Annotated in this window: 22 protein-coding genes and 1 pseudogene; 11 read left to right on the forward strand and 12 right to left on the reverse strand. The window is 62.0% G+C overall.

What is annotated here, in order from left to right:
- Positions 1-144: 144 nt before the first annotated feature.
- The 3 genes from LDH74_RS08220 to grpE form a co-directional block, all read right to left on the reverse strand.
- Positions 145-744 (reverse strand): hypothetical protein, encoded by a 600-nt coding sequence (locus tag LDH74_RS08220; protein ID WP_226042024.1) that lies wholly within the window; start codon positions 742-744, stop codon positions 145-147.
- Positions 745-1,022: 278 nt separating this feature from the next.
- Positions 1,023-2,969, reverse strand: coding sequence for a molecular chaperone DnaK (gene dnaK, locus LDH74_RS08225; protein WP_226042025.1), 1,947 nt, complete (start codon positions 2,967-2,969; stop codon positions 1,023-1,025).
- Positions 2,970-3,189: 220 nt separating this feature from the next.
- Entirely contained in the window at positions 3,190-4,443 is a 1,254-nt protein-coding gene (gene grpE / locus LDH74_RS08230; RefSeq protein WP_226042026.1) for a nucleotide exchange factor GrpE, read from the reverse strand.
- A 255-nt stretch (positions 4,444-4,698) separates the two neighbouring features.
- Between grpE and LDH74_RS26640 the strand changes: the two are divergent.
- A pseudogene (locus tag LDH74_RS26640) lies at positions 4,699-4,857 on the forward strand (HU family DNA-binding protein); the annotation flags it as partial.
- 123 nt (positions 4,858-4,980) lie between these two features.
- On the opposite strand, the gene LDH74_RS08240 reads toward LDH74_RS26640, so the two are convergent.
- The 3 genes from LDH74_RS08240 to LDH74_RS08250 form a co-directional block, all read right to left on the reverse strand.
- Complete coding sequence (locus LDH74_RS08240; RefSeq protein ID WP_226042027.1) at positions 4,981-5,775, reverse strand: enoyl-CoA hydratase/isomerase family protein; 795 nt, start codon at positions 5,773-5,775, stop codon at positions 4,981-4,983.
- 150 nt (positions 5,776-5,925) lie between these two features.
- Positions 5,926-6,387, reverse strand: coding sequence for a MaoC family dehydratase (locus tag LDH74_RS08245; RefSeq protein WP_226042028.1), 462 nt, complete (start codon positions 6,385-6,387; stop codon positions 5,926-5,928).
- Positions 6,388-6,578: 191 nt separating this feature from the next.
- A complete protein-coding gene (locus LDH74_RS08250; RefSeq protein ID WP_226042029.1) occupies positions 6,579-8,336 on the reverse strand; it encodes an adenine deaminase C-terminal domain-containing protein in 1,758 nt (585 codons plus the stop codon).
- 465 nt (positions 8,337-8,801) lie between these two features.
- On the opposite strand from LDH74_RS08250, the gene LDH74_RS08255 reads away from it, so the two are divergent.
- The 3 genes from LDH74_RS08255 (at position 8,802) to LDH74_RS08265 (ending at position 11,761) form a co-directional block, all read left to right on the forward strand.
- The gene (locus LDH74_RS08255; protein WP_226042030.1) at positions 8,802-9,455 is read left to right on the forward strand and encodes a helix-turn-helix domain-containing protein; all 654 of its coding nucleotides are present in this window, start codon (positions 8,802-8,804) and stop codon (positions 9,453-9,455) included.
- A 62-nt stretch (positions 9,456-9,517) separates the two neighbouring features.
- A complete protein-coding gene (locus LDH74_RS08260) occupies positions 9,518-9,856 on the forward strand; it encodes a HalOD1 output domain-containing protein (protein ID WP_226042031.1) in 339 nt (112 codons plus the stop codon).
- 438 nt (positions 9,857-10,294) lie between these two features.
- Positions 10,295-11,761: a DEAD/DEAH box helicase family protein gene (locus tag LDH74_RS08265; RefSeq protein ID WP_226042032.1), complete on the forward strand. Its 1,467-nt coding sequence runs from the start codon at positions 10,295-10,297 to the stop codon at positions 11,759-11,761.
- Between the two features lie 162 nt (positions 11,762-11,923).
- Here the strand turns inward: LDH74_RS08265 and LDH74_RS08270 are convergent, their stop codons facing one another.
- A complete protein-coding gene (locus LDH74_RS08270; protein ID WP_226042033.1) occupies positions 11,924-12,157 on the reverse strand; it encodes a ribbon-helix-helix domain-containing protein in 234 nt (77 codons plus the stop codon).
- A gap of 271 nt (positions 12,158-12,428) precedes the next feature.
- Between LDH74_RS08270 and LDH74_RS08275 the strand changes: the two genes are divergently transcribed.
- From LDH74_RS08275 to LDH74_RS08285, 3 genes are all read left to right on the forward strand, one after another.
- Entirely contained in the window at positions 12,429-14,030 is a 1,602-nt protein-coding gene (locus tag LDH74_RS08275) for a trypsin-like peptidase domain-containing protein (protein ID WP_226042034.1), read from the forward strand.
- A gap of 99 nt (positions 14,031-14,129) precedes the next feature.
- Positions 14,130-15,710: a DUF790 family protein gene (locus tag LDH74_RS08280; protein WP_226042035.1), complete on the forward strand. Its 1,581-nt coding sequence runs from the start codon at positions 14,130-14,132 to the stop codon at positions 15,708-15,710.
- Between the two features lie 199 nt (positions 15,711-15,909).
- On the forward strand, positions 15,910-16,362 hold the full coding sequence (locus tag LDH74_RS08285; RefSeq protein ID WP_226042036.1) for a response regulator: 453 nt from the start codon (positions 15,910-15,912) through the stop codon (positions 16,360-16,362).
- 55 nt (positions 16,363-16,417) lie between these two features.
- Here LDH74_RS08285 and LDH74_RS08290 read toward each other — a convergent pair whose 3' ends face one another.
- Positions 16,418-16,645, reverse strand: a complete 228-nt coding sequence (locus LDH74_RS08290; protein ID WP_226042037.1) for a DUF5795 family protein — start codon at positions 16,643-16,645, stop codon at positions 16,418-16,420.
- 201 nt (positions 16,646-16,846) lie between these two features.
- Between LDH74_RS08290 and LDH74_RS08295 the strand changes: the two genes are divergently transcribed.
- On the forward strand, positions 16,847-17,176 hold the full coding sequence (locus tag LDH74_RS08295) for a hypothetical protein (RefSeq protein ID WP_226042038.1): 330 nt from the start codon (positions 16,847-16,849) through the stop codon (positions 17,174-17,176).
- 25 nt (positions 17,177-17,201) lie between these two features.
- Here LDH74_RS08295 and LDH74_RS08300 read toward each other — a convergent pair whose 3' ends face one another.
- From LDH74_RS08300 to LDH74_RS08315, 4 genes are all read right to left on the reverse strand, one after another.
- Positions 17,202-17,975 (reverse strand): MOSC N-terminal beta barrel domain-containing protein, encoded by a 774-nt coding sequence (locus LDH74_RS08300; protein ID WP_226042039.1) that lies wholly within the window; start codon positions 17,973-17,975, stop codon positions 17,202-17,204.
- 207 nt (positions 17,976-18,182) lie between these two features.
- Positions 18,183-18,437: a HalOD1 output domain-containing protein gene (locus LDH74_RS08305; protein ID WP_226042040.1), complete on the reverse strand. Its 255-nt coding sequence runs from the start codon at positions 18,435-18,437 to the stop codon at positions 18,183-18,185.
- 262 nt (positions 18,438-18,699) lie between these two features.
- Positions 18,700-19,833: a hypothetical protein gene (locus LDH74_RS08310; protein WP_226042041.1), complete on the reverse strand. Its 1,134-nt coding sequence runs from the start codon at positions 19,831-19,833 to the stop codon at positions 18,700-18,702.
- Between the two features lie 312 nt (positions 19,834-20,145).
- Entirely contained in the window at positions 20,146-20,448 is a 303-nt protein-coding gene (locus tag LDH74_RS08315) for an amphi-Trp domain-containing protein (protein ID WP_226042042.1), read from the reverse strand.
- 146 nt (positions 20,449-20,594) lie between these two features.
- Here LDH74_RS08315 and LDH74_RS08320 point away from each other — a divergent pair, with 146 nt between their 5' ends.
- The 3 genes from LDH74_RS08320 to LDH74_RS08330 all read left to right on the forward strand — a co-directional run bounded on the left by LDH74_RS08320 (position 20,595) and on the right by LDH74_RS08330 (position 23,590).
- Positions 20,595-20,897, forward strand: coding sequence for a winged helix-turn-helix domain-containing protein (locus tag LDH74_RS08320; RefSeq protein ID WP_226042043.1), 303 nt, complete (start codon positions 20,595-20,597; stop codon positions 20,895-20,897).
- A gap of 285 nt (positions 20,898-21,182) precedes the next feature.
- A complete protein-coding gene (locus LDH74_RS08325; RefSeq protein WP_345778550.1) occupies positions 21,183-22,337 on the forward strand; it encodes a sodium:proton exchanger in 1,155 nt (384 codons plus the stop codon).
- Between the two features lie 170 nt (positions 22,338-22,507).
- Positions 22,508-23,590, forward strand: a complete 1,083-nt coding sequence (locus LDH74_RS08330) for a sodium:calcium antiporter (RefSeq protein ID WP_226042045.1) — start codon at positions 22,508-22,510, stop codon at positions 23,588-23,590.
- Positions 23,591-23,668 lie beyond the last annotated feature (78 nt).

Genomic DNA, 23,668 nt, shown 5'->3' on the forward strand with positions numbered 1-23,668 from the left:
AATTGTTCAACAAGAATCCCTGATCGGTATTCTTTCTCATCACTGGCAGCCTCAATTAGACGGTCAGTACCTACTGTCTTCAAAAAGTAATAACTAAATTAGAAATTTAGATTGAGGATAGTGAATATGCAGGGTGATCTATTCTCAGTATTCGAATTCATAACTCAGCGAACCACACTCTTCGAATCGCCAGCCGCCTACGCAGACCTCTCCAGTCAGATGCACTCCATTAGTGAACATAATCCCATCGATTGGTTCAATAGTAACTTCAAGGTTAGCAACTACAAGATCAACACCGAGTGATCTCGATCCTTCACAGTCAATCCGTTTCCTAGTAGCGGAATAAACGCCGGTCGAAAATGAAACTCCGTAATTACAGAGCGGATCATCTCGATCGTAAATTGATAGCGTGGCTTCGAATTCTCTACCTTTAAATTCGAAGTCAAACCCCCACTGTGCGTCAGGGGTAGCAGACTGAGTCGTGACTCCATAGTCTCTAGCAGACGGTTGATCGATACGCTCTGCTGATTTGAGTTCTACTTCGTTTGCGGATGTTTCGGACACCCACTCCGGAAGTTCATTATCACTAGGCGCATTTCCACTTGCCAGACTCAATATTTCTTGTCGACTCACTTCGATCTCTGTGTAATTTCCTGAAGTATCATTATCGGACAGAGACCCAGTCTCCGTATTTCTCTCCGACGTACTCGTCGACAAACCGTTGAGTACGCTCGGCGTTTCCATCTGGAACCACCACATCTAATCCTCAGAGAGTGTCCCGACATCAGTTACCTTGAAGTCGGAACGTCTGGCTGCCGAGAAGATCGTCCCTTTTCCATCGTCTATGAAGCCCAACGGAAAGCCGAGGACTCCGCCGCTCGGATCAATTGTGGAGGAGAGCTACCGGGATATGGACCACTGTTAGGGGATCCCAATACCAACTTCGAAAATCACTGTCGGTTTCGAAACGACGATGGACTCGCTACGCTCGCCCATCGAGCCCAAGGGGACGACTGCTCGCGTTACTCCTCGTCGTCTTCCTCGAAGTCGACGTCCTCGAAGTCGGCGTCGACGAACTCCTCGTCCTCGTCACCGGCAGCGCCCGCGTCGGGACCGGGGTTCGGACCGCCGCCCATGCCGCCGGGGCCTGCGCCCGCAGCACCGCCAGCGCCCGCCGCTCCGGCACCCGCTGCGCCGCCGGCCGCACCGGCGTCCGCGGCACCGGCTTCCTGGTAGATCTGCTTGCCGATCTCCTGAAGTTCTTCGCTCAGGTTCTCGGTCGCCGCCTCGATGTCGTCGGCGTCGGCTTCGTCGTCGTCGATCGTCGCCTCGAGGTCCTCGATCGCGTCCTCGATGTCCGCGCGAAGGTCGTCGTCGACCTGCTCGTCGTTCTCCTCGAGCAGCGTTTCGGCGCGCTGGATCGTGGCCTCGGCGTTGTTGCGGGCCTCGATGCGCTGGCGCTTTTGCTGGTCCTCTTCGGCGTGTTTCTCGGCTTCGCGCTGCATCTTCTCGATCTCGGAGTCGGAGAGCCCGGCACCGCCCTCGATGGTGATCTCCTCGGTGGTGCCGCTGCCCTTGTCCTCCGCGCTCACGTTGACGATGCCGTTCTCGTCGATCGAGAACGTGACTTCGATCTGTGGCGTTCCGGCGGGGGCCGGCGGGATGCCGGTCAGGTGGAACTCGCCGAGCATCTCGTTCTCCGCGGCCAGTTCGCGCTCGCCCTGGAAGACCCGGACCTGCACCGTGGTCTGGTTGTCCGCCGCGGTGGTGAAGATCTTCGACTCTTCGGTCGGAATCGTCGTGTTCTTCTCGATGAGTCGCTCGAAGAGGCCGCCCTTGACCTCGATACCCAGCGAGAGAGGCGTCACGTCCAGCAGGACGATATCGTCGACCTCGCCGCCCAGTACGCCGCCCTGGATCGCCGCGCCCAGCGCGACGGCCTCGTCGGGGTTGACGTTCTTCTGGGGTGCCTTGCCGGTCAACTCTTCGACCTTCTCGGCGACCTGTGGCATCCGGGTCGAGCCGCCGACGAGGAGGACTTCGTCGATCTCGTCTGCATCGTAGCCCGCGTCCTCGAGCGCCTGCTCTGTCGGGTCGACGGTGCGATCGATCAGATCCTGCGTCAGCGACTCGAACTTGGCTCGAGTCATGGACTCCTCGAGGTGGATCGGGCCGTCGTCGGTCGCCGTGATGAAGGGCAGGTTGATCTCGGTCTCCTTCCGACTACTGAGTTCGATCTTGGCCTCCTCGGCGGCGTCCTTGAGCCGCTGGAGGGCCTGACGGTCGTCGCGGAGGTCCATCCCGTGTTCCTCCTCGAACTCGTCGGCGAGCCAGTCGATAATGGCCTCGTCCCAGTCGTCGCCACCGAGGTCGTTGTCACCGTTGGTCGCGACGACCTCGTAGACGCCGCCGCCGAGATCGAGAATGGAGACGTCGAAGGTGCCGCCGCCGAGGTCGTAAACCAGAACGGTCTGGTCGGAGTCGTCGTCTAACCCGTAGGCCATCGACGCAGCCGTCGGCTCGTTGATGATGCGTTCGACCTCGAAGCCGGCGATCTCGCCGGCGTCCTTGGTCGCCTGGCGCTGTCGGTCGGAGAAGTACGCGGGGACCGTGATGACGGCTTTCTCTACTTCGTCGCCCAGATAGTCTTCGGCATCGCGTTTGATCTTCTGGAGGATCATCGCCGAGATCTCCTCGGGCGTATACTCCTCGCCCTCGATCTCGACGGTGTAGTCGTCCTCGCCGATGTGGCGCTTGATCGAGGCGATCGTCTTTTCGGGGTTCTGAATCGCCTGATTCTTCGCGGGTTTGCCGACGAGGCGCTCGTCGTCGTCCGTGAAGGCGACGACGGAGGGCGTCGTCCGTTCGCCTTCGGCGTTGACGATAATCTCCGGATCGCCGCCTTCCATCACCGCGAACGCGCTGTTCGTCGTCCCGAGGTCGATTCCGAGAATCTTGTTGCTTGCCATAGTGGCCGGGTATTGTGCGCACTTTGTTTTAAAGGTTACTAGGCAGACGGAGGAACCGAATAAAATCCGGATACCGCGGCTCTCAGCCTCGCTCGAGACAGTCGGGGTCCAGTAAAAACGGGCGTCAAATTCGGCCTCACACGATCCGCGTCGGCTCGAGCGGCGATTCACGTCTCGGTCCGCCGGTGATTCGCCGACGGCTCAAGCGGGTCCGCTCGCCTTATTCGTTCGATTCGTTTGCTGCGGCGTCCGTCGACGTGTCCTCGCGGTCGTCCTCGGCGACTTCGCCGCCGAGTTCGATCGCTTCATCACCGTCATTAGCGTCGTTCGCCGACGACTCGTCGGCCTCGGCCGCTTCGTCGTCTGCGGTCGTGTCGGCATCTGCATCGGACCCGCCGCCCGCCTCGTCAGCCTCAGTCGCGTCGCGTCGCTCGTCCGATTCGTCGGCTGCTCCCTCCTCCTCGCTCTCGTCTGCCCCGTCTTCTTCGTCCGCATCCGCGAATTCGCCGTTCGAGACTGTCACCTGGGCGCTCTGGATGACCTTCTCCCCCATCTCGTAACCGGGCGTGTAGACGTCGGCGATGGTCCCCTCGGGCTGGTCGCTGTCGACCTGCATCATGACCTCGTGGCGCTGCGGATCGGCCTCGGTACCCGGGTCGGGATCGATCTCCGAAACGTTCTCGTCCTCGAGAATGCGATCGAACTCGCGCAGCGTCATATCGACGCCGTCTCGGAGCGTTTCGACGTCGCCGCTCTCCTCTTCGAGCGCGCGTTTGAGGTTGTCCCGGACGCCGATGAGCCGTTCGACGAGGTCCTCGGCGGCGCGATCCTTGATCTGCTGTTGGCGCTTCTTGGCGCGTTTCTTGTAGTTCTGGAAGTCCGCCTGTTTGCGCTTGAGCCGGCTCTTCAGGTCCTCTATCTCCTCCTCGTACTCCGCTATTTGCTCGTCGCGCTCGTTCAGGGCAGCCTCGTACTCGTCGAGTTCGGTCTGGAGTTCGCCGATGGTCTCGGCCTGGGACTCGATGCGCTCGGAGAGATCCTCGAGTTCCTCGCGCTGGTGTTTGACGGTCCCGTTGAGGTCGCGGGCCTCCTCGACGATCGAGTTGACCTTGTGGGCGAGTTCGTCGTCGTACTCGGTGACCCGATCGAGCATGCGCTGAACGTCCTCGCTCGTTTCGGGTGCCTCCCCGTCTTCGCCGACATCCTCCCTGGCCGGTTCAGTCGCTGTTGCCTCGGCTGCATCCTCGTCCGCGGTCGTCGCGGTCCCCGCTGTGGCTGTCTCGTCGACCGCGTCAGCGCTCGAGTCGTCGTCCGTAGCCGTAAATTCCGATTCGGCGTCGTCCGAGTCAGGAGCCGGTTCCGATTCCCCGTCCGTCGACTCGTCAGGATCCACGTCGGCCGTTTCGCCGTCGTCGGATTCCTCCTCGGACGGGACACCCTGGGCGGACGTGTTCGTGCCCTCGTCTTCGCTCATGTGCCAGTCAACGAACAGCGGTAATAAAAGGGTTGAGGTACGGCGACTCGCGCCGGATGGAGCGAAACCGTGAACCGATCACGACAGATGCGAACTGACCGCTGAGATTCCTCCCAATTACATAGTGGGCCGATGACCCACACCCGCCAGGGGGACTGGTGTTTAGAGACAGTAATATAAGTTCGAATGTAATATAGTGCAGAAAATAAGTATAGATTGCTTAAGATTCTACCCGCCGTTTGAATATCTGATAGGGGTAAAACCGTGTCGCTGATCGGGTTCGGCTCGTTCAGTATCTCGAAGCGGTCTGCCCGAACGGGGCGCAACCCGCAGACAGGGAAGGAAATCAAGATCGCGACGAAGAACGTGGTCAAATTCAAAGCGGGTGCTGAGCCGTCCAAAAGCGTGAACTAGTGACGCTTCAGGCCTGAGATGCTAGCTTTATCGGTCAGGACCGCCAACGGCCGGCCGCCACGCCGAGCACCTGCTGCTCGGTATTCGACTGGCGGACACGGGCGGTCGTCCCGCTCCCTCCGCTCAGGCTTTGTCGGTTTCGTGCATCCACTCGAGGGCAGCCTGCAGCCCCTCCTCGTTCCGAATTTCGCGAAACCGTTCCGCAGACGTGGATTCCATGGTGAGGGCACCAACGTACTCGTCGACGCGGCCGTACCGTCTGAACCCCTGCGTCTCCTGCACATCGTTGAGCATGTCTTTCGCGATAGCAACGGCCGTACTCGGGGTCTTCTTGATCGCGGCCACTTCCGTCTCGACGGTTGCGTCCAGTTCGCCTTCGGGGACGGCCCGATTGACGAGTCCCATCTCGGCGGCAGTGGCTGCGTCGACGGTCTTCCCCGAATAGAGCAGTTCCCGGGCGTCTTTCAGGGAATTCGTTACGAACGGCAGCACGAACTTCGGCGGGGGTTCGCCGAAGTGCATGTCGGGATAGCCGAATTCGGAGGGCGCCGTCGCGAAGGTGAGATCACAGCAGATCGCGAGGTTGCACCCACCGGCGACTGCGGGCCCGTCGACCGCCGCGATGACCGGAAGCCGCGACGAAAAGATCGCCTCGAGGTGAGTCCGCTGGTCGAGGATGCGATCATCGGTCGATTGCTCGGTCTCGGCCTCGCTGATATCGTAGCCCGACGAAAAGGCGCGGCCGTTGCCGCTCAGGACGACGACTCGAACCTCATCGGCGCCCGCAGCGCGTCCGATCGCGTCCTCGAGTTCGCGCAGTAACGGCGGATTCAACGCGTTGAGAGCCTCGGGACGATCCAGTGCGATTCGGGCCACGCCCTCGTCTACAGCGTACTCGAGACAGTCATACGTTCCCATACCACAGTCATTCCGAGCTACCCACATATACCGTTGGGCGCCTCTCAGCGACGGAGCAGCGATCCCAAACGAGGAACGGAGACGCTCTCACTCGGGATGGCCAGTCAATGATAACTCGTTGTGGCAGCGCTAGAACGCGAGCGGGTGACGCTAGTCTGCCGCGTCTGTTCGGCGGACGATATTGTGCGAGAGGATCGACATCACGTCTTCATCGGCATCGTTGACGACGCTGCGATGGAAATCAACGTAACCGCGATCCGATCGGCTCGTCGAGGGTGTCTTGCCGACGACCTCGACCCGGACGCGAAGCGTCTCACCGGGGCGGACCGGCTCGTGCCAGCGCAGATCGTCCATCCCGAGGCCGCCCATATTTGCGATATCGACCTCGCCGTTGACGATCTCCGTGACGAACAACCGGACGGACAAACAGAGCGTGTGGAGGCCGCTGGCGACCAGTTCACCGAACATCGAATCCTGAGCGGCCTCCTCGTCGAGATGGAACGGCTGCGGGTCGAACTGCTCGGCGAACTCGATGATCTCTTGTTTGGTGACCGTGTATCCCCCGGTCTCGTAGGTCTCACCGATCTCCAAATCCTCGTAATACCGTGGCATATCGTGTAAATGCCTAACGAATGGCGTAAACAATCCGGTTCGCGACGTGACGAATCCCCTGTTATCCTCGAAACGGTAGCGCTTCTGGCATAGCCGAACAAATGCACGCCTCAACGGGTGGAAGTGCCGTCGCGCCGGTTCCGATGGGTGACCGAAGCCGCTCGCCATGTGAAATGGGCTGACCGATTTTGTCAGCGGTCACACGCCGGATCGGTACCGACGGTTTCTCGTGCGAACACGTCTTCGTAGCCGGAAAACGACATCCTGAGCGACGGAACGCCGGTGAACGACAGCGCTTGCAGGATGAGTGCCGGTTCCTCGAGACGAGCCCCTAACTCCCGGAGCGCCGAGCTCACGTCGGCCATCTTCTCGGCGGTTTCGGAGATATCACGGCCTGCACAGCGGGCGCCGATCGGCGTTGGGAACGTGACGCGAGTCGTCTCGTGGCCACGAACGGCCCACCCGCCCCCCATCTCGATCACGTCCGCGATCGATCGTCGCATCGCGTCTTCGTCCGCACCGACGGCGATCACGCCGGGGGTCTGCCACGTATGGGACGTCGCGACCGCGCCCGCCTCGAGTCCGAAACCTGAGAGGAATCCGGTAAAGCCATCCCCGACTCCACTCGGCGAGCGATCGAAGAGCCCGACCTTGAGCGCGTCGCGGTCCGGGGTCGCGACGAATTCCCCGTCCGCAATCGCCGGTTCGACGGTCGCCTCGCTGGTCACTGTTCCGCCCTCGCAGTGGATCGCTCTGACGGTCCCGTCGGAACCGTCGGCCGTCGGGACTCGCAACGCCCCTTCGTCCAGCGACAGTGAGATCGAATCGCGGAACCACTCGGGGTAGGTGTGCGAGCGGGGCTCGACGATCGGCGTGCCGCCGTCGACCACGATTTCGCCGCCGCTGATAACCGTCTCGACGGCGACATCTTCGAGATCGTCGAGAACGATGATATCGGCTCGCGAACCGGGAGATAGCGAGCCGATATCTGGAAGACCGAAGTGACGAGCGGGGTTGAGCGTCGCCATTCGAACGGCGTCGACCGGGTCAATTCCCGCTTCGATGGCCCGTCGAACGACGGCGTCCATGTACCCCTCCGTAACGATATCAGTCGGCCAGATCCAGTCCGTCGAGAGCGAGAGTTCCGCCGACCCGAACCGCTCGTAGGCGTCGGCGAGCGCGTCGATATCGTCGCGAAACGTCCCATAGCGCCCGATCGAGTGAATCCCGTTCTCGAGGCGCTCGGCGACCTCCTCGCTCGAAACCATCTCGTGGTCGTCGGTGATCGTCGCGGCGAGAGCGGTCAATCGACGACCCGAACAACCGGCTCCGTGACCGCTCACCGTTTTGCCGAGCGCTCGAGCCCGCGCAGCGAGTGATTCAGCCGGCGATGAGCGCCCGACGAGCTGTATCCAGGGAATTTCGCCGATGCCGACGATTCGATCCTCCTGGAGCAGGGCGGACAGCTCCTCGCGATCGGTATCGTCGAACTGGTCGTACCCGACGCTAAATGCATCGAGGAACGCCTGCGGCGGAACGGTCCCGAAAACCCGAATCGGGAGGTCGGCCGTCGCCTCGAGGAGTTGTCGGACACCGGGTTCACCGAAACAGCTCCCGAATTCACAGATTTCGGTTACGACGGCCGTGGTTCCGGTTGCAAGAACGCGGTGATAGGCCCGTTCGAACGGCTGGAACGAGTCGACGTGAACGTGCGCGTTGACGAATCCCGGGGTAACCACTTTCCCCGTGGCGTCGACAACCGTCGTCTCCGGGCCCGTTACGTCGCTCGCATCGGTCGTGACTGCTGCAATCCGGTCGGTTTCGACGGCAATCTCACGATCGACGATGCGTCGGGATTCCGGTAACAGTACTCGCCCGTTCGTAACGACGAGATCGGCCGGAGCGGTTCCGAGCGCAACGTTTTGCAGTTTGTCAGCGTTCCTGGTCACGCGTTGTCCCTCGCTTCCTGTAGTTGTTCGTTCGGAAATCGCACGGAGGGACCACAGAGACGGTACCTTGATATGTCATGAGAGAACATGTCCCAGATTGGACTACCATCCATATAACAGTAGTTGGCAATGCCATTTCTTTATTCAGGGTGAGATCCGAACTGAATCGTCCGGTTCGATAACTACGTCTGCGAACGTACCTTTTTCCGCCTCGGGTTCGCTCGCGTTGCTCGCTCACCTCTCGGCGCAAAAATCTACGCTAAAAAGGCCGCTCACTCGCTTCGCTCGTTCGCGGGTGCAACGATTGCGATCCGACCGCAGCAGTAAGTTCTTCGCCTGTACTGAACAGCAACTACACATGGTCAAGTAGCGGTATTTTTCATACGGGTCTGTGAGGTAAACGCTCTTGAACTGGACACGGTCCCCGAGAGGTGGGGTTTTTATCTATTCGCGAGAAATAGTGGCATGGCAATTGAGGCCTCGTTCACATCCACTAATGACGAGTTCCCTCTCGCGGAAGTCTTCGAGAAGTTCCCTAGCTCCAAAGTTGAATTAGACCGCGTCGTTCCAACGAATCATGCAATAATTCCATACTTTTGGTTACAACTTGACAATAGCTCAGAGGTTTCTATGGATGGAATCAATCATCCCGGCCTCAACGACTTGAAAATAGTTGATAGAGTTGAGGACGAGGCACTTATTCGGATTGAGTGGGATTTAGATTACGAGAGTGTCCTCAAAGCAATCCTCGAAACGGGTGTATCACTCATGTCAGCTATTGGCAAGGAGGATAAATGGACATTTGACGTCCGTGGTGAGGACCAGCAAGATATCTCGGACTTCCAATCATATTGCAATGAGTGCAATATTCCCATTGAACTCGTCCAACTCCACGCGTTGTCCCCGATGCACTCGGGGAACGAGTACGACCTCACGGAGGCACAACGGGAAGCCTTGACGCTCGCGTACGCTCGTGGGTACTTTGATTCTCCCCGGGATGCGTCCCAAGATGAGGTCGCTGATGAACTTGGAATCACCCGCCAAGCATTCGCTTCGCGACTGCGACGAGGTATGAGGCGGTTGGTTTCCAGTACTATTATCCATTCGCCATCCGAATGACCGTATAAAGATATTGCCTAGGCAGAAGTCATTTTCATTCACCTTCCGCCCCTATCTATGTTGTGACTCAAGAAAATATCCCCGCCGAGGACTCCGTCGCTGGGCCACTGCCAACTGCTCTTGATGTCGAGCCCTGTGATGATGGGCGCTATCGCGTCGAATGCGATTTTGCTCTCGACGACCCGAGCCATGCTGTCGTCGCTGCAATCGGCTCTCTCACCCAAACGGATCCACTAGAACTGGACCCATTGTATCAGGCTATCGACCCTGATGCTCTAAATCAGATGGTCTCCGCAACCCGAGAGGAGTGCCACGTCTCTTTCCAGTATGCCGACTTCGATGTAACAGTCGATAGTACCGGGGTGATTATCTGCGAACAGCCGGCGGGAGAGAACGTATGATTGCTATGGTGGGAGAGTATGTTGAATGTATGAACTGTGAGTTTGTCTTCATGGCTGGGCCGGGTGCAGAACCAGTATCATATCACGGCACATCATGCCCGAATTGTGACGAAGAGGAATTTGAATTTTTGTGAGGAACGAAAATAAGCTTGAAACATACATAGTTGCGTCTCACCGACTCTTCTTCCCTTCTATGCTGATTCCTTATTGGCTATCCTCCAGATGGGTATAATCTCCCTCCTTGGCGAGAATCCACATCGTTTCGAGTTCGTCGTTGGTCGCGTCCAACGGATAAAGAACACACTCGTTGGCGGAATTTGGATTATCTATTATAATAGCGTTCAATTCACTACGGATATCTCTTTGCCCTGTACTGAGCCCACATCAGCGAGCAATAGATACCGATCGATCTCGAGGTCGCGAAATACCCGACCGTATATGTGGGTCTGCACCCGATTGTGTCCCGTGACGCCGACACTGGCCGACGAATCGTCCGCGATCGAACTCCGGTACGAGGACGGGACGATCCGGATCGACGGCCTCGAGGAGTCGTCGATCTCGCCGTCGTCGCTTCGGACGGCCGTCCCCGACCTCGAGACCGACCAGCGGACTGACGGCTGGCGCGTCCCGGCCGTTCGATACGCCGCCCTCCGTGCAGCGCTGGCGGAAACGGATGTCACAGTCGACGATCGCGTCCTCGACCTCGAGTCAGTACCCGCCCTCGAGTCGGCGTACGAACTGCGCGACTATCAGACGACGGCGCTCGAGAGGTGGCTCGAGACCGATCGCTGGGGCGACGTCCCGACCCTCGCGTCGATCGGTCGAGCGCCCGCCGGCGTCCTCGAACTCCCGACTGGCAGCGGCAAGACCGTCATCGCGCTGAAAGCGATCGAGCGGCTCTCGGTCCCGACGCTCGTCGTCGTACCGACGATCGACCTGCTCGAGCAGTGGCAGCGCGAACTCGAGCGCGAATTCGATCGGCCGATCGGCCGCTTCGGCGGCGGCGAACAGCGCCTCGAGGCGATCACCGTTTCGACCTACGACTCGGCGTACCTGAAGGCCGATTCGGTGGGCGACCGGTTCGGCCTCGTGGTCTTCGACGAGGTCCACCACCTCGGCGGCGAGGGCTACCGCGAGATCGCGCGGCTGCTGGCCGCACCCGCGCGGCTGGGGCTCACTGCGACCTTCGAGCGGCCCGACGGCGCACACGAGGTGCTCGAGGAAATCGTCGGTCCGCTGATCCACCGCGTCGACGTGGACGAACTCGCCGGCGATCATCTCGCGAACTACGACGTTAAGCGACTCGAGGTCTCGCTCACCGCCGACGAGCGCGAGGAATACGAGCGGAATCAGGACGTGTTCACGGACTATCTCGCGCGCTCGAACATCGAGATGCGCAGCGGCTCGGACTATCAGGAACTCGTCAAGCGATCGGGCAGCGATCCCGACGCACGGGAGGCGCTGCTCGCGCGCCAGCGCGCTCGGGAACTCATGTTCGGGAGCGAGGCGAAGCTCGCGGCGCTCGCGGACATCCTCGACGACCACCGCGGCGAGCGGATCATCGTCTTCACGGCGCACAACGACCTCGCGTACGACGTCAGCGAACGGTTCCTGATCCCGACGATCACCCACCAGACCGGCACGACGGAGCGCCGGGAGATCCTCGAGCGGTTCCGCGAGGGGAGATACACCCGGGTCGCGACCTCGAACGTGTTAGACGAGGGGGTCGACGTCCCCGACGCGAACGTGGCGGTCGTGCTCTCGGGCAGCGGCAGCGAGCGGGAGTTCGTCCAGCGACTCGGACGGATCCTTCGCCCGAAATCCGACGGCGGACGAGCGATCCTCTACGAGGTCATCTCCGAAAATACCGGCGAGGAACGGATCGCAGGTCGTCGTCGTGACTGACGATCGTTGGATGGCAGACGCACGTCGCCGAGCCGGATTAGTCGCTTCGGCTCGGCCAACGGCTGCCGTGTCCTCTATTCACAGGGACCGTAGTTAGCGAGGGCCGCCGGCTCGATGATGCCGACGCCTGATCCGTTCGAAAGGTGCGATCTCGGGGCGGAGCTACTGATCATCGGGATCGATCTCGGACGAACGGTGCCGCTCGAGAAGCTGTTGCACTCCGGCCCGGAGCGCTTCGCTCCGGGAATGGTAGACGTCGGCGTCCACGAGCGATTCGAGGGCGGCGAGCTGTTCGTCGGTGGCCCGGAACGTCACGCGCTCGAGCGTCCGCCCATCCACCAGCCGGGAGTGGTCGGGGTCGGCGACGATGTCGTCGGACGGCGGACTACGCGACATCGCCGGTCACCTCGTTCCGGTCGCGTCCGGGGCGCGACGCCGCTCTCGTCTCGGTTTCTGTGACTGTGAGTCCCGTTCTATTTTTCGCGAGGACCATGTGACGAGAAGGGGACGATCGGTGAAAAGGGCTCGCGTAGCGCGGTGAAAGTGAAGTCCCGAGTCCGCACCGAGACCGCTACCGACTCGAGGCAGTCGGCTAATCTGTGTTAGCAGGGACCAAACCCATCGGCCAAAGGACACTTATGGCCCAATTCGGAAGTCAGCATATCTTATGGATTGGGAGGACGAAATCGTCACACGGCGTCGAATGTTGCAAGCCGCTTCGGCGGCTGGAACCGTCGCCATCGCGGGCTGTAGCGGATCTTCTGAGGAGACGAGTGATCCGGGGACTGACAGCGAGACGGACGGGGAGGAAACGAACGGGAACGAAACGGACGACGGCGAGTCGGAACCGGAAGAAGTGCCGGATCCGCCGAACGTCGAGAGTCAGATCATCCAGCGGGATAAGGCCGCGATAACGAACGTTCGCCACGTCGTCGACGGAACGATGACGTGGCCGTCGGCTCGCTGGGTTGACGTCGTCGACCCGACTCTCCTCGGTACCTGGGAAACGGGGAACAGTCGAGTCTACTTCTCTTCCGACCGTACGTTCGTACTAGAAACCTCGAGGACACAGTACGGCGAATGGGCAACGCGAGACAACCAACTCTTTCTCGAATACGAGTCGGGAGCCACGGAGAATCTGGGCTACCAAATCCAGACCGAAAGCTCGCGACCGGTTCTCGAGATCTACCAGAACGGAGCGTACCAGGGCTCGTACGAACAGACAACGACGGAATCCGACCAACGGGGCCCCATCGAGACTGCCGAGAGTCTGATCGCCGTTCGCGAGCAAAACAGCACCACGAAACGCGAATCTGTCCGGAGCGGGGCGATGGGGTCTGGCTTCATCGTCTCGCCTGACGGCACCGTCGTTACGAACGCACACGTCGTCGGAACGCATCAGAATCCCAAAGAAACGGTCTTTCAGCGGTTCGCGGTGAACAAGAGCGAAGCGATCCGACAAGAGCTGGCCTCGAGCGGGAACCTCTCCGAAGAGCAGCGAGACGAGGCCGGTCAGATACTCTACGAAGAGATCATGGACTACTACCGGGAGAACGGCAGCCTCGGAAGCGTCTCCGAGGAAGTGAACGTCCTGAACGGGAAGGCAACCCCCGACGACGACCTCGAGGTCGAGAGCTGGTCCGCGGATATCGAGACGGAGGGGACGGTCTACACGGAGGTCGGCGGCGAGCCGTCGATGGGTCGTGACATCGCGATCCTGGACATCGACGGTGAGAACCTCCCGACGGTGACGCTCGGAAGCGCGACCGACGTCGGTACCGGCGAGGAACTCTACGTCATCGGCTATCCCGACATCGGCATCGACGAGGTGTTCGACGACAGGAACACCACCCTCGAGCCGACGATGACGACCGGGATCGTCAGCGCGCGGCGGACGCTCAACTCCGGCGTCGATTCGATCCAGACCGACGCAGCGATCAATAGCGGCAACAGCGGCGGCCCCATGTACAACAGCGACGGGGAGGTCGTCGGCGTTGCGACGTTCAGTCCACCCAACGTCGACATTCAGGACATCCAGTTCGGTCTCCCGATCGAGGTCGCGAAGGGGTTCCTGAGCGAACTCGACGTGGAGAACACCACCGGCGAGATGCAGCGTGCCTACGAAGACGGCCTCGAGGCCTACTGGCGTGGCGACTGCGAGACGGGGACGGCAAAGATGGAGACCGTCCTAGAGCTCCATCCTGACCATCCACAGGCCAAGGGATATATCACGGACTGTGAGAACGGCGAGGCACCCGGACAGGAGTAACGAGACGGAGATCGACGGCTGTAGCCGCGCTACTTGAACGTTACTCGGACCTGCCACCGTCCGGGTGACTTTTGACGATGCCGCGCCGACTCGAGACAGATGCTGACGAAGGACCTGCTTCGCGTCTCGCGGGCCGGCGGCGGCTACCACCCCCAGTTCGCCGACCGCGAACACCGGCCGCTCGCCGCCCGCATCATCGGCACGTATCAGGGCCACGTCGGCGAACCGCGGGCGACGCTCGAGAACGCGCTGACCGCACTCGAGCGCGAGGCCGAGGACTTCAAACTCGCACGCGGCCTCGCGGCGCTGGTCGAACGCGAGACCGTCGCGGAGACGGAGACGGCGATCGAGCCCGAGCGGGCCCGGGCGGCGGTGTTCGAGGCGGCCGAGGCCGTCGGCGTCGTCACCGAGGACGAGCGCGCGATGGCGTTCATCCGCGCGAGCGAATCGCTCGACGTGTCGGCGGACGACCTCGAGGCCGCGCTGTACGCCGATCTCGAGGAGCGACAGGTCGTGACCGCGGTCGAGTCACGTTGGGACCCGGACGGTCTGATCGCCCAGTACAACCTCTCGCTCGCGCAGACGGCGCTCTTCGACGCGACCGAGGTTCGAGTGCGCTCGAGCGATCCGAAGGCGTTGATTTCGGCGATCAAGCGGTTGCGGCTGATGTACGAGATCCACCGGGTCGACGCCGAATCCGCAGGCGGAGTCGAGGGGATATCCGACCGCGAGGTCGTCGTCACGGGCCCGACCCACCTCTTTCGCGCGACCCGGCGGTACGGGACTCGCTTCGCACGCCTCCTTCGAAGCGTCGCGACGGCCGATCGGTGGCACCTCGAGGCGACGATCGACGACCGCGGCACCGAACGAACCCTCGAACTGTCCCACGAGGATCCCGTCCGGGTACCCGACGCGGAGCCGATCGCGGAGGTGTCCTTCGACAGCGGTGTGGAAGCCGATTTCGCGGCTCGCTTTACGAATCTGGATCTGGACTGGGACCTCGTCCGCGAACCCGAGCCCCTCGCGACGGGAACGGGGGTGATGATCCCCGATTTCGCGTTCGAATACGCTCCCGCGGGTCGTCCCCGCGGGGACGCGTCGGACGAGTTCGACGGCGACCGCGGTGATTTCCGCGTCTATTTCGAGATCATGGGGTTCTGGACGCCCGAATACGTCGAGAAGAAGCTCGCTCAGCTCGCCGATCTCGAGGACGTGGCCATGCTGGTCGCCGTCGACGAATCGCTGGGCGTCGGCGAGGAGATCGCCGCCCGCGACCATCGAGCGATCCCTTACTCGGGAACGGTCAGGGTCAAAGACGTCGCCGACGTCCTCCGGGAGTACGAACGCCAACTGGTCGCCGAGAGCGCGGCCCGCCTTCCCGATGTGCTGCGGCCGGCGGATGACGCCGTCACGGTGGACGAGCTGGCGGATCGTCACGGCGCGAGCCCGGACGCGCTCGCGGACAAGGACTTCCCCGACCACGAATGGGTCGGTCGGACGCTGGTTCGCCCCGCCGTTCTCGAGTCGGTAGCGGACGAAATCGAGGCGGGGATAGCACTCACGGACGCCGAAGCGATCCTCGAGGCGGTCGATCTCTCCGACTCTAGTGCGATCCTCTCACAACTCGGCTATCGCGTCGAGTGGGAGGGGCTGGCCGGGGGGACGCTCGTCGAGCGGTAACGGCCGACCCTGCGCGTCGAACGACTGTAGTACCGACTGCAACGAAGTCCACACGGATCGCACAGTCCGCGGTTTTCGCTCACGGTGCTCGCTCACTTGTAGCAACGCAGCAGCGGCCGGTTTTACGGATCGGTGAGGCGAACCCAACGTGCTTTGTCATCAGCCTTAAGCCCCCGCCTCCCCTCTCGAGATATATCTAGTGTCCCATCAGTCCTCTCCCGACCCCGTTTCCATCCTTCTCGTCGAAGACAATCCCGGCGACGTTCGCCTGATAGAGGAGGCGTTCAAAACGGCGGGATTCGAGACGGTCTTTCACACGTTCACGGACGGTGGATCCGCCCTCGACTTCCTCTATGAGCAGGTGCTGTCCGCGGGCGGTCCCGACGTGGATCTCATGTTACTCGATCTAAACCTTCCCAGAACGAGCGGATTCGAGGTGCTCGAGACGCTCAAAAACGAGTCGAATCTCACGTCGCTCCCGGTCATCGTCCTCACGAGTTCGGAGGCGACCGAAGACATCGTCAGGAGTTACGAACTGTGCGCGAACGCCTATCTCACCAAGCCGAGCGATCCGGCCGAGTTCGCCGAACTCGGTCGTGCCGTCGAAGCGTTCTGGATCGACGAAGCGACGCTCCCACCCGTTCCCTCGTAACTCGAGAGGATCAGAACGGACTCGAAACGAACGCGGACGACGCTTCCGATTCCGATCAGTCCCGATCCGTCTCGCTCCAGTCACAGTCCTGGCACTTCCGACCGGTGACCAGTTCAGTCACCGACGGCATGTAGGTCACCGTGAGGACGGAGCCGCCACACGCCGGACACTCCTCGTCGGCCTCCTCGATCGAGTCGACCTCCATGACGGAGTCGCCCTCGACGATCTCGGCGAGTTTTTTGGCCGTCACCATTCGTCCCTGAACGACGCGATTCTCGCTCACACTCGAATTTTCGGACGAGACACCCTAAGCGTTTCCTGACGTGGTCGCCGGCCGACCGTCCGCTCGAGGCCGGCGCGGTCTCGTCGCCAAGGACGGTCGACTGGTCGATAGCCGCAGGATCCGAACGGTAGCGGTGGGCCGCTCGGCCGGCATGTGTCTGCGGGCACAACCGTATAGAGGCTCTTGCCCGAAGGATCGGCTATGGAGACGCGATGGGCGCTCGTCGACGGCGTCACCCTCGAGTTACCGGCCGACTGTACCGTCTGCGAACTCCGGGACGCCCTGTACAAACCGGACGACGCAGTGCTCGTCGCAGTGACGGGTGATCTCGTCTCGATCGTCCACGACGAAGACCGACCGCTTTCGGAGTTAGTCGCCGGCTGTGCGGAGACGTACTATTTCCGGCGGCCGGAGGAGCCCGACCGAAACGAGGTGCTGGCCGCGCCGGAACTCGAACGGGCGCTGGAGAAATCCGACGACGAGCGATCTGGGGCGGAAACCACGTTTCAGCGGCCCGGAATCGATCACTGAGTCGGTCGGCGGTATCCCCCTCTCGTCAGTCGTCGACTATCGCGACCGGATCGTCGACTCGAAGGGTCTCGCCGCGGTCGCGTTCGGGGACGCGCGCGATAAGCATTAGCGAATAGTAGTGGTCGAACGCGTCCGCGTCCGCCCAGTCGGGGAAGGTTTCCTCGCGGCGGCGAACGAACTGCTCTCGAAACCCCGGAGTCGGGTCGCCGGTGTCGGGATCGCGCTGGGGAACGACGCATCTACCACAGGGCGTCACTCCCTCGAACCGGACCCCGCCGACTTCGAACGCCGGCGCGTCCGCGCCGACGAATCGGTCCTCCCAGAACGGCTCCACGCCGCCGACCTCGACGTTCGCCCGGAGCCGCCGCCGCACGCCCTCGACGGTCAATTCGTCGAACCAGTCGGCGACGGTGCGAAGCGTCGCCGTGCTGATCACCGACGGTCCCATCTCGCGTCGATCCACGAATCCCAGCGATCGATCCCGCTCGAGCGACAGCTCCACATCGAAGAACTCGCTCAACCAGGCCGCTGCGGTCTCGCGATCGGACTCGAGGTCGAATCGCTGTCGTTCGCCGTCGGTCGTCTCGATCGCAAGCTCACGCGTTTCGGGATCGAAATTCGTGTCGAGGTCGTGCACTCGATCGGTCCGCTTCCCGTTGAGTACGTCGCCGTCAGCGTCGAACAGCGCGAACTCCCGGTCGTGAGCGACGGTCCCGCCCTCGAGTACCTCGGCCGCCTCGAGATCGATACCGTCGAGTCCCTTCACCGGATACACCCGCAGCCCCTCGAGTCGTGCCATTGGTGAACCGTACCGGTCGGTGATCCATTATACTAGCGACCGAAACGTGGTGCGCGCTGATCGCACAGCCGTCATCTGACCGGGTTCCCACAGGCTGTCAGTGGCGACAGTCGCGGACCACGTGAACGATGACGGGACGCTGCCGGGTCAGGATGTGTGATCGAATCGCGAGAACGAACTCGCCGATGGACGACGGCGTGTTTCGACTTAATCGATCGTCACGACCGGGTTCCCGGTCTCGTCGAACTCCACTCGAACCTGATGACCGGCGTACGGAAATCCGACGTATCCCGACCGCCGTTCGCCGGACTCCGTGGCTGCGAACACTGCGTTGAGTGCATCGGGATCGACCGCGTCAAAGAGCGGCGGTAATTCCATGGGATCGGTCCCTTCGAGCGCTGCTACCCCGGTAACGATCCGCTCGTGTATCTCGTCGGTATCGAACGCGAGGGTTTGTTCCATTGCAATCTACCGCCACACCACTCCATTAATAATTTTCGAAGCATTGATTCATTGTAGTTATTTCCAATCGTAATATCCGTGCGCTGGTCGCTCGAGTTCGAAGTGCACCGTGAGCGAGAACCGCTGATTGTGCGATCGGTGTGGAAATCGTTGCAGTTGGGACTAGAGTGCCGCCGCTCTGTCAGCCGCCGTGATGACATCCTGTCAGCCGACGGGAGGAATCCTGCTTTCGATCGACCACTGACCGAGCGCGTTTACGGAGTCACTCGTCGTTGGCCGTCTCGTTCGCGTCGTCTCCGGGCCGATCGTCGTCAGCGCTGCCGTCCTCCTTGGCCGTACCGGGCGTTTCGCCGGCGGTCTCCGGGAAGTAACCGGCCGTTCCGACATCGACTCTCGCGAGGCTCGGTTCAGCGGCTTCCGCGTCCTCGAGGAAGGTCCCGTAGGCGAAGTTCGCGATGTACAGCGACGTCGCGGTTTCTTCGGTCGTGCCGAAGTGGACGTCCGCGGGGAAATCGAGGGGGTCACCGCTGGCAAGCGTCTCGATCTCCTGATCGTCCGTGATACGGACGACCTCGTTCGCCGCGTTCACCGCGACGTACAGGGTCCCGCCCTCGTCGAACGTCATGCCGTCCGCGCCGATCAGGCCCTCGTCCTGGACGACCTGCTCTACTTGCCCGGCGCTCCCGTCGTCCGCGACCGGGACTCGCATGACCGATCCCGCGTTGAGATTATCGACGTAGACGTCACCGTCCGGGTGGACGGCCAGCCCGTCAGCGCCGACCGGCGTCTGGGCGTCCATGTCCGGCTCGAGCAACGGATCCGAAACCCACGGCTCGGCCTCGCCGCCGATCGTCACGCGCCAGATCGCGCCGCCGAGGTGATCGGAGACGAGCAGCGCGTCCGACGTCGTCGGATCGGGGATGATCCCGTTCGGCGTCGATTCGTCGGGCGACAGCGACGCGATCCGCTCGGGATCGCCACCGTCCGGATCGACGCGCCAGATGCCGTGCGTCTCCGGCTGGCCCGACGCGTTCGCGGCGTAGAGCACGCCGTCGAGGACGGTAATACCGAGTAGGAGCCCCTGCTCGCCGGTCTCGAGCGTTGCGACCGACGACTGATTCCCCTCGGAATCGACGGCACGAATCTCGCCGGCTGGCCCCATACTCAGGTAGACGGTTCCCCGCTCGTCGATCGCGAGATTCTCCGGGAGTGCAGGCGGCTCGAACTCGGCCACCGTCTCGAGGTCGCCCACCGTGTCGTCTTGTCGTCCGAACGCGGCCGTGGGGAGACTCGCGAGCGTGCTCGCCGCGGCGATGCTCCCCAGGACGAATCGTCGGGAAACACTCGCTCGGGAGGCGGTACCGGTCGTCGGCTCGGTCGTGTTGTCAATAGTCATGACTACGACGACGAGACCGACCGGCCGAAATCGCGTAAATCGCGCACACCGTTTCCCGCCAAATCGACCGGTTGTCGCGAGTTTCAGGGGCGAAAATTCGTGTTGGCTCGCGTTCACGATCCATTACGTCGGTCGAGCCGAGATCGGACCGCCCTGACGATGGTCGTCGCTGAACGCACGAGAGCTGCAGCCGTGTGCACCGATACCGACCGCTACCGGATCGGACCGCCGTTCGCGGCTCCCGCGTCGGACTGCGGTTACCGTGTCGGACCGCGACGAACCGCATCTCGAGTCGACGGAGTTCGCCACCGCTTACCGAACGGACAGGTCACCGCCCTCCGTCGGCTCCGTGAACTCGAGTTCGATCTCGAGTTCCCGCTCTCGCTGCTCGGAGAACTCGATCTCGACCTCGACGGGATCACTGTAGTCGAAGGGGATCTCCCACTCCGACGCGGAGATCGTAAACGACGATCCGGCCTCGAGCTGATCGGCGAGGTCGTGGAGGAACGCGGCCGTCTCCTCGCTGGAGAGGTACACCTCCTGTTCGAAGAAGCCGCTCGTGATCGTCCGTCGGTCGCCGGTTCTGTCGTCGGGGAAGTCGACACGGTCGCTCATAGTAGTCGTCCCACGACGACGCCGATAAAGCTGCGTCCACGCGTTTCGACAGATCGGATCGATGGCATGCTTCCCCCCAGCCTCGGCCGCGAGTGCGGTGAGAATCGGCGACACCCTTCTTGATGCGGGATGTCGTACGGACGTGCGTGACACTGATCGACGCCCTGGGAAACGGAACGCGGTTGGCGATTCTCAGGGAACTCTCGCGGGAACCGATGTACGTCTCGGAACTCGCAACGGAGATCGGAATGGACGGGAAAACCGCCGTCCACCACCTCTCGACGCTCGAGGACGCCGGGCTGGTCGAACACTACAGGCGCGGGAATCGGAAGTACTACGAACTCGCTCGGCGCATCGAGTTGCGCATCGCCCCGCCGCCGGAGCGAGCGTTCGTCTTGCAGGCCGATCCGCTCGACGACGAGAGCGAGTCTGAATCGGAGTCGTCGTGAAAGCCACATCGTGTCCGTGCGCGGGCCAGACAGTGGTATTCAACAGGCCCGTGTAGAGATCTCCCACGGATTCCGTGTAGAAATTTCCACTGAACTGATCCCCCCGGCCTGATAGCTATATGGCACTGGTTCGCATGCGGAACCCACATGCTCGAGGTCCTCGTCGAGAGCGCCACCGCTTCGCGGCAACCGAGGGTCGTGACTGCGGTGCGCTCGATCGGTACGAGACGCCGTCCCTCTCGTCGATCGATCCGACGAATCATCGCCGCTCTCCTGGTAACCGCGATGCTCGTCGCAGTTCCGGTCGCACCGGTAGTCGCCCAGGACGACGGAAGTACGGGTGAAGACGGCGACGCGGCGGAGAACGAAGGCGGTCTCGAGGGGACGATCGAGGGATTCGTCGGGGCACAGGGGCTCCTCGGTGCGGTGCTCGTCCTCGTCATCGGTGGCGTCCTCTTGACGGTCTGCGTCGAAAAGCTGATCAGTTATCTCACGCGAGCGGCGCTGAAACTGAAGATATCGCTGTTCGCGCTCGCGATACTCTTCACCGGATTCGAGTTCGACGACACGATTCTCGCGCTCGTTCTGTCGGCCGGCGACCTCGAGGGTGCCGCCCTCGGGACGGCGCTCGGAACCGGACTGGCGATCATCGGCGTGACGCTCGCGCTCGCCGCGATCATCAGCCCCTTCCCGGTCGATCTTCCGGCCGATTACATCGCCCTCTTCGCGCTGGCACCGCTGTTGTTGATTCCGTTCGTTCTCGTCGGAACGCTGACGTTCGTCCACGGACTGCTGCTCCTCGGCGCGTTCGTCCTCTCGTTCGGGTACATCGTCGCTCGAGAGTACCAGCGCGACACGCCGGTGTTCCGGACCACCGAACTCGGCGAGGAGATACAGGCCGACGGCGGCGTCGCGTTGCCGGCGGAGTTCTCGGAGATCTCCGAGGACCGACTCGTCGGCGGTCGCTCCGCGTCCGGGTGGCTCTGGCTCTCCCTCTCCGTCCTCGCACTGATCGGCATCGTGTTCTCGTCGATGTTGCTCGAGGCCGGGTCTGAGGTCGTTATCGACGGGTTCGGCCTCGAGGAGACCGTTTTCGGGGCGACAGTGCTAACGGTGATCCTCACCTTCGAAGACGTCATGCTGACGATCGAGCCGGTCCGACGGGGCGTCCCCGAGATCGGCGTCGGAAACGTCATCGGGAGCGTCCTCTTCTCGGTGACGGGCAACGTCGGCGTCATCATGCTCCTCAGCGACCTCGAGATCTCTCGATCCGTGCTCACGTTCCATCTCCCGACGGTGATCGTCGTGACCGCCCTCGCCGCGTACTTCCTCTCTCAGGGGAAACTGAAGCGGTGGCACGGCTTCCTCCTCGGCGGGCTCTACGTCGCCTACTGGCTGATCGCGATCGTCGTCTTCGGTGGCGTTCCGATCAGTGGCTGATCCGCGGTGAGTTCGCGGAACCGCCTTCGCTGGCAGCGCTACGACGACCACGGCAATTGGGGCGCTGAACTGGCGATTTCCCCACCCGCAGACCGTCTCCAGCCGCTCCGTCGCATTTCGTCGTGACCGCAGTCGACAATTAAGTACGACCGTGGTGTAGATTCACGGACATGGTCGTTCCGAGTTCGACGGCGGCCCTCCTCGGCCTGTTTCTCGTCGGCGTCGTGCTGGTGATCTGGTGCGTCGAGATCTTCATCGAAGCCGTCGCCCAGAGCGCCGTCTCGCTCGGCGTTTCCGGCTTCTTTCTCGCGGTCGTACTGGCCGGCGTCGACCTCGAGAACGCCGTCCTCGGCGTCACCGCGGCGTTCGTCGACCTTCCGGGGCTCGCGCTCGGGACGGTCTTCGGGGAGTCGCTGTTCGTCCTCGCCGTCGCCGTCGGGCTCGCGGGGATCCTCGTCCCGTTTCGGATGGACGTTCCCCGGACCTATCTCGTGATGCTGGTTCTCGTACCCGTTCCCGCGTTCGCGCTGTCGCTCGGAGGAACGATCGGCCCGCTCGAGGGAGCGGCCCTCCTCGGGCTGTTCGTCCCGCTGCTCGCCTACATCTTCTGGCACGAACGCCGCGCCGAAACGACGTATCTGCTTTCGACGGAACTGCAGGAAGTAGTCGACTTCGATGCCGAACCGGACGCGAGTACGGATCGGAGTCCGGCCACATCGAACGGCGACGACTCGAGAGCGCGCGGAGACCGATCGAACGGCCCGGATTTCGACCTCGATATCGACGAGTTCGTGCCATCGTTCGAGCATCGAAGCGGGCTCTTCAATCTCGGCATCGCCGTCCTCGCCGTGATCGGACTGACGATCGGCTCGGGTATCACGGTGGTCAGCGCCGAAGGAATTTTCGTCGCGTTCGGTATCTCGGGGCTCGCGTTCGGTGCCACGGTACTGAGTTTCATCGCCTCGATCGAGGAACTGGCCCTCACCGTCGAACCGGTTCGACGGAATCAACCGGAACTCGCCATCGGGAACGTCGTCGGGAGCACGGTCTTCTACATGACGGCCAACGTCGGGATCATCGCATTGCTCCATCCGATCAGTACGGGCGGGGACGTCCTGGCGGTTCACTGGCCGTTTCTCGCCGGCTGCGTGCTCGTCGTGACGCTCATGCTCGCGCGAGGCCGTGTCACCCGGGTCGGCGGTGTCGCCCTGTTCGGACTCTATATCGCCTACTGGGTTGCAAACTACCTGTAGCCAACGACGATAGTCCCGTCTCGAGTCGGTTCGCGGATGGAACCCAGTCTCTCTGACTCGAGGGAAATTGACCCATGG

Source organism: Natrinema sp. DC36, from assembly GCF_020405225.1.
In the GTDB taxonomy this organism is placed as follows: domain Archaea; phylum Halobacteriota; class Halobacteria; order Halobacteriales; family Natrialbaceae; genus Natrinema.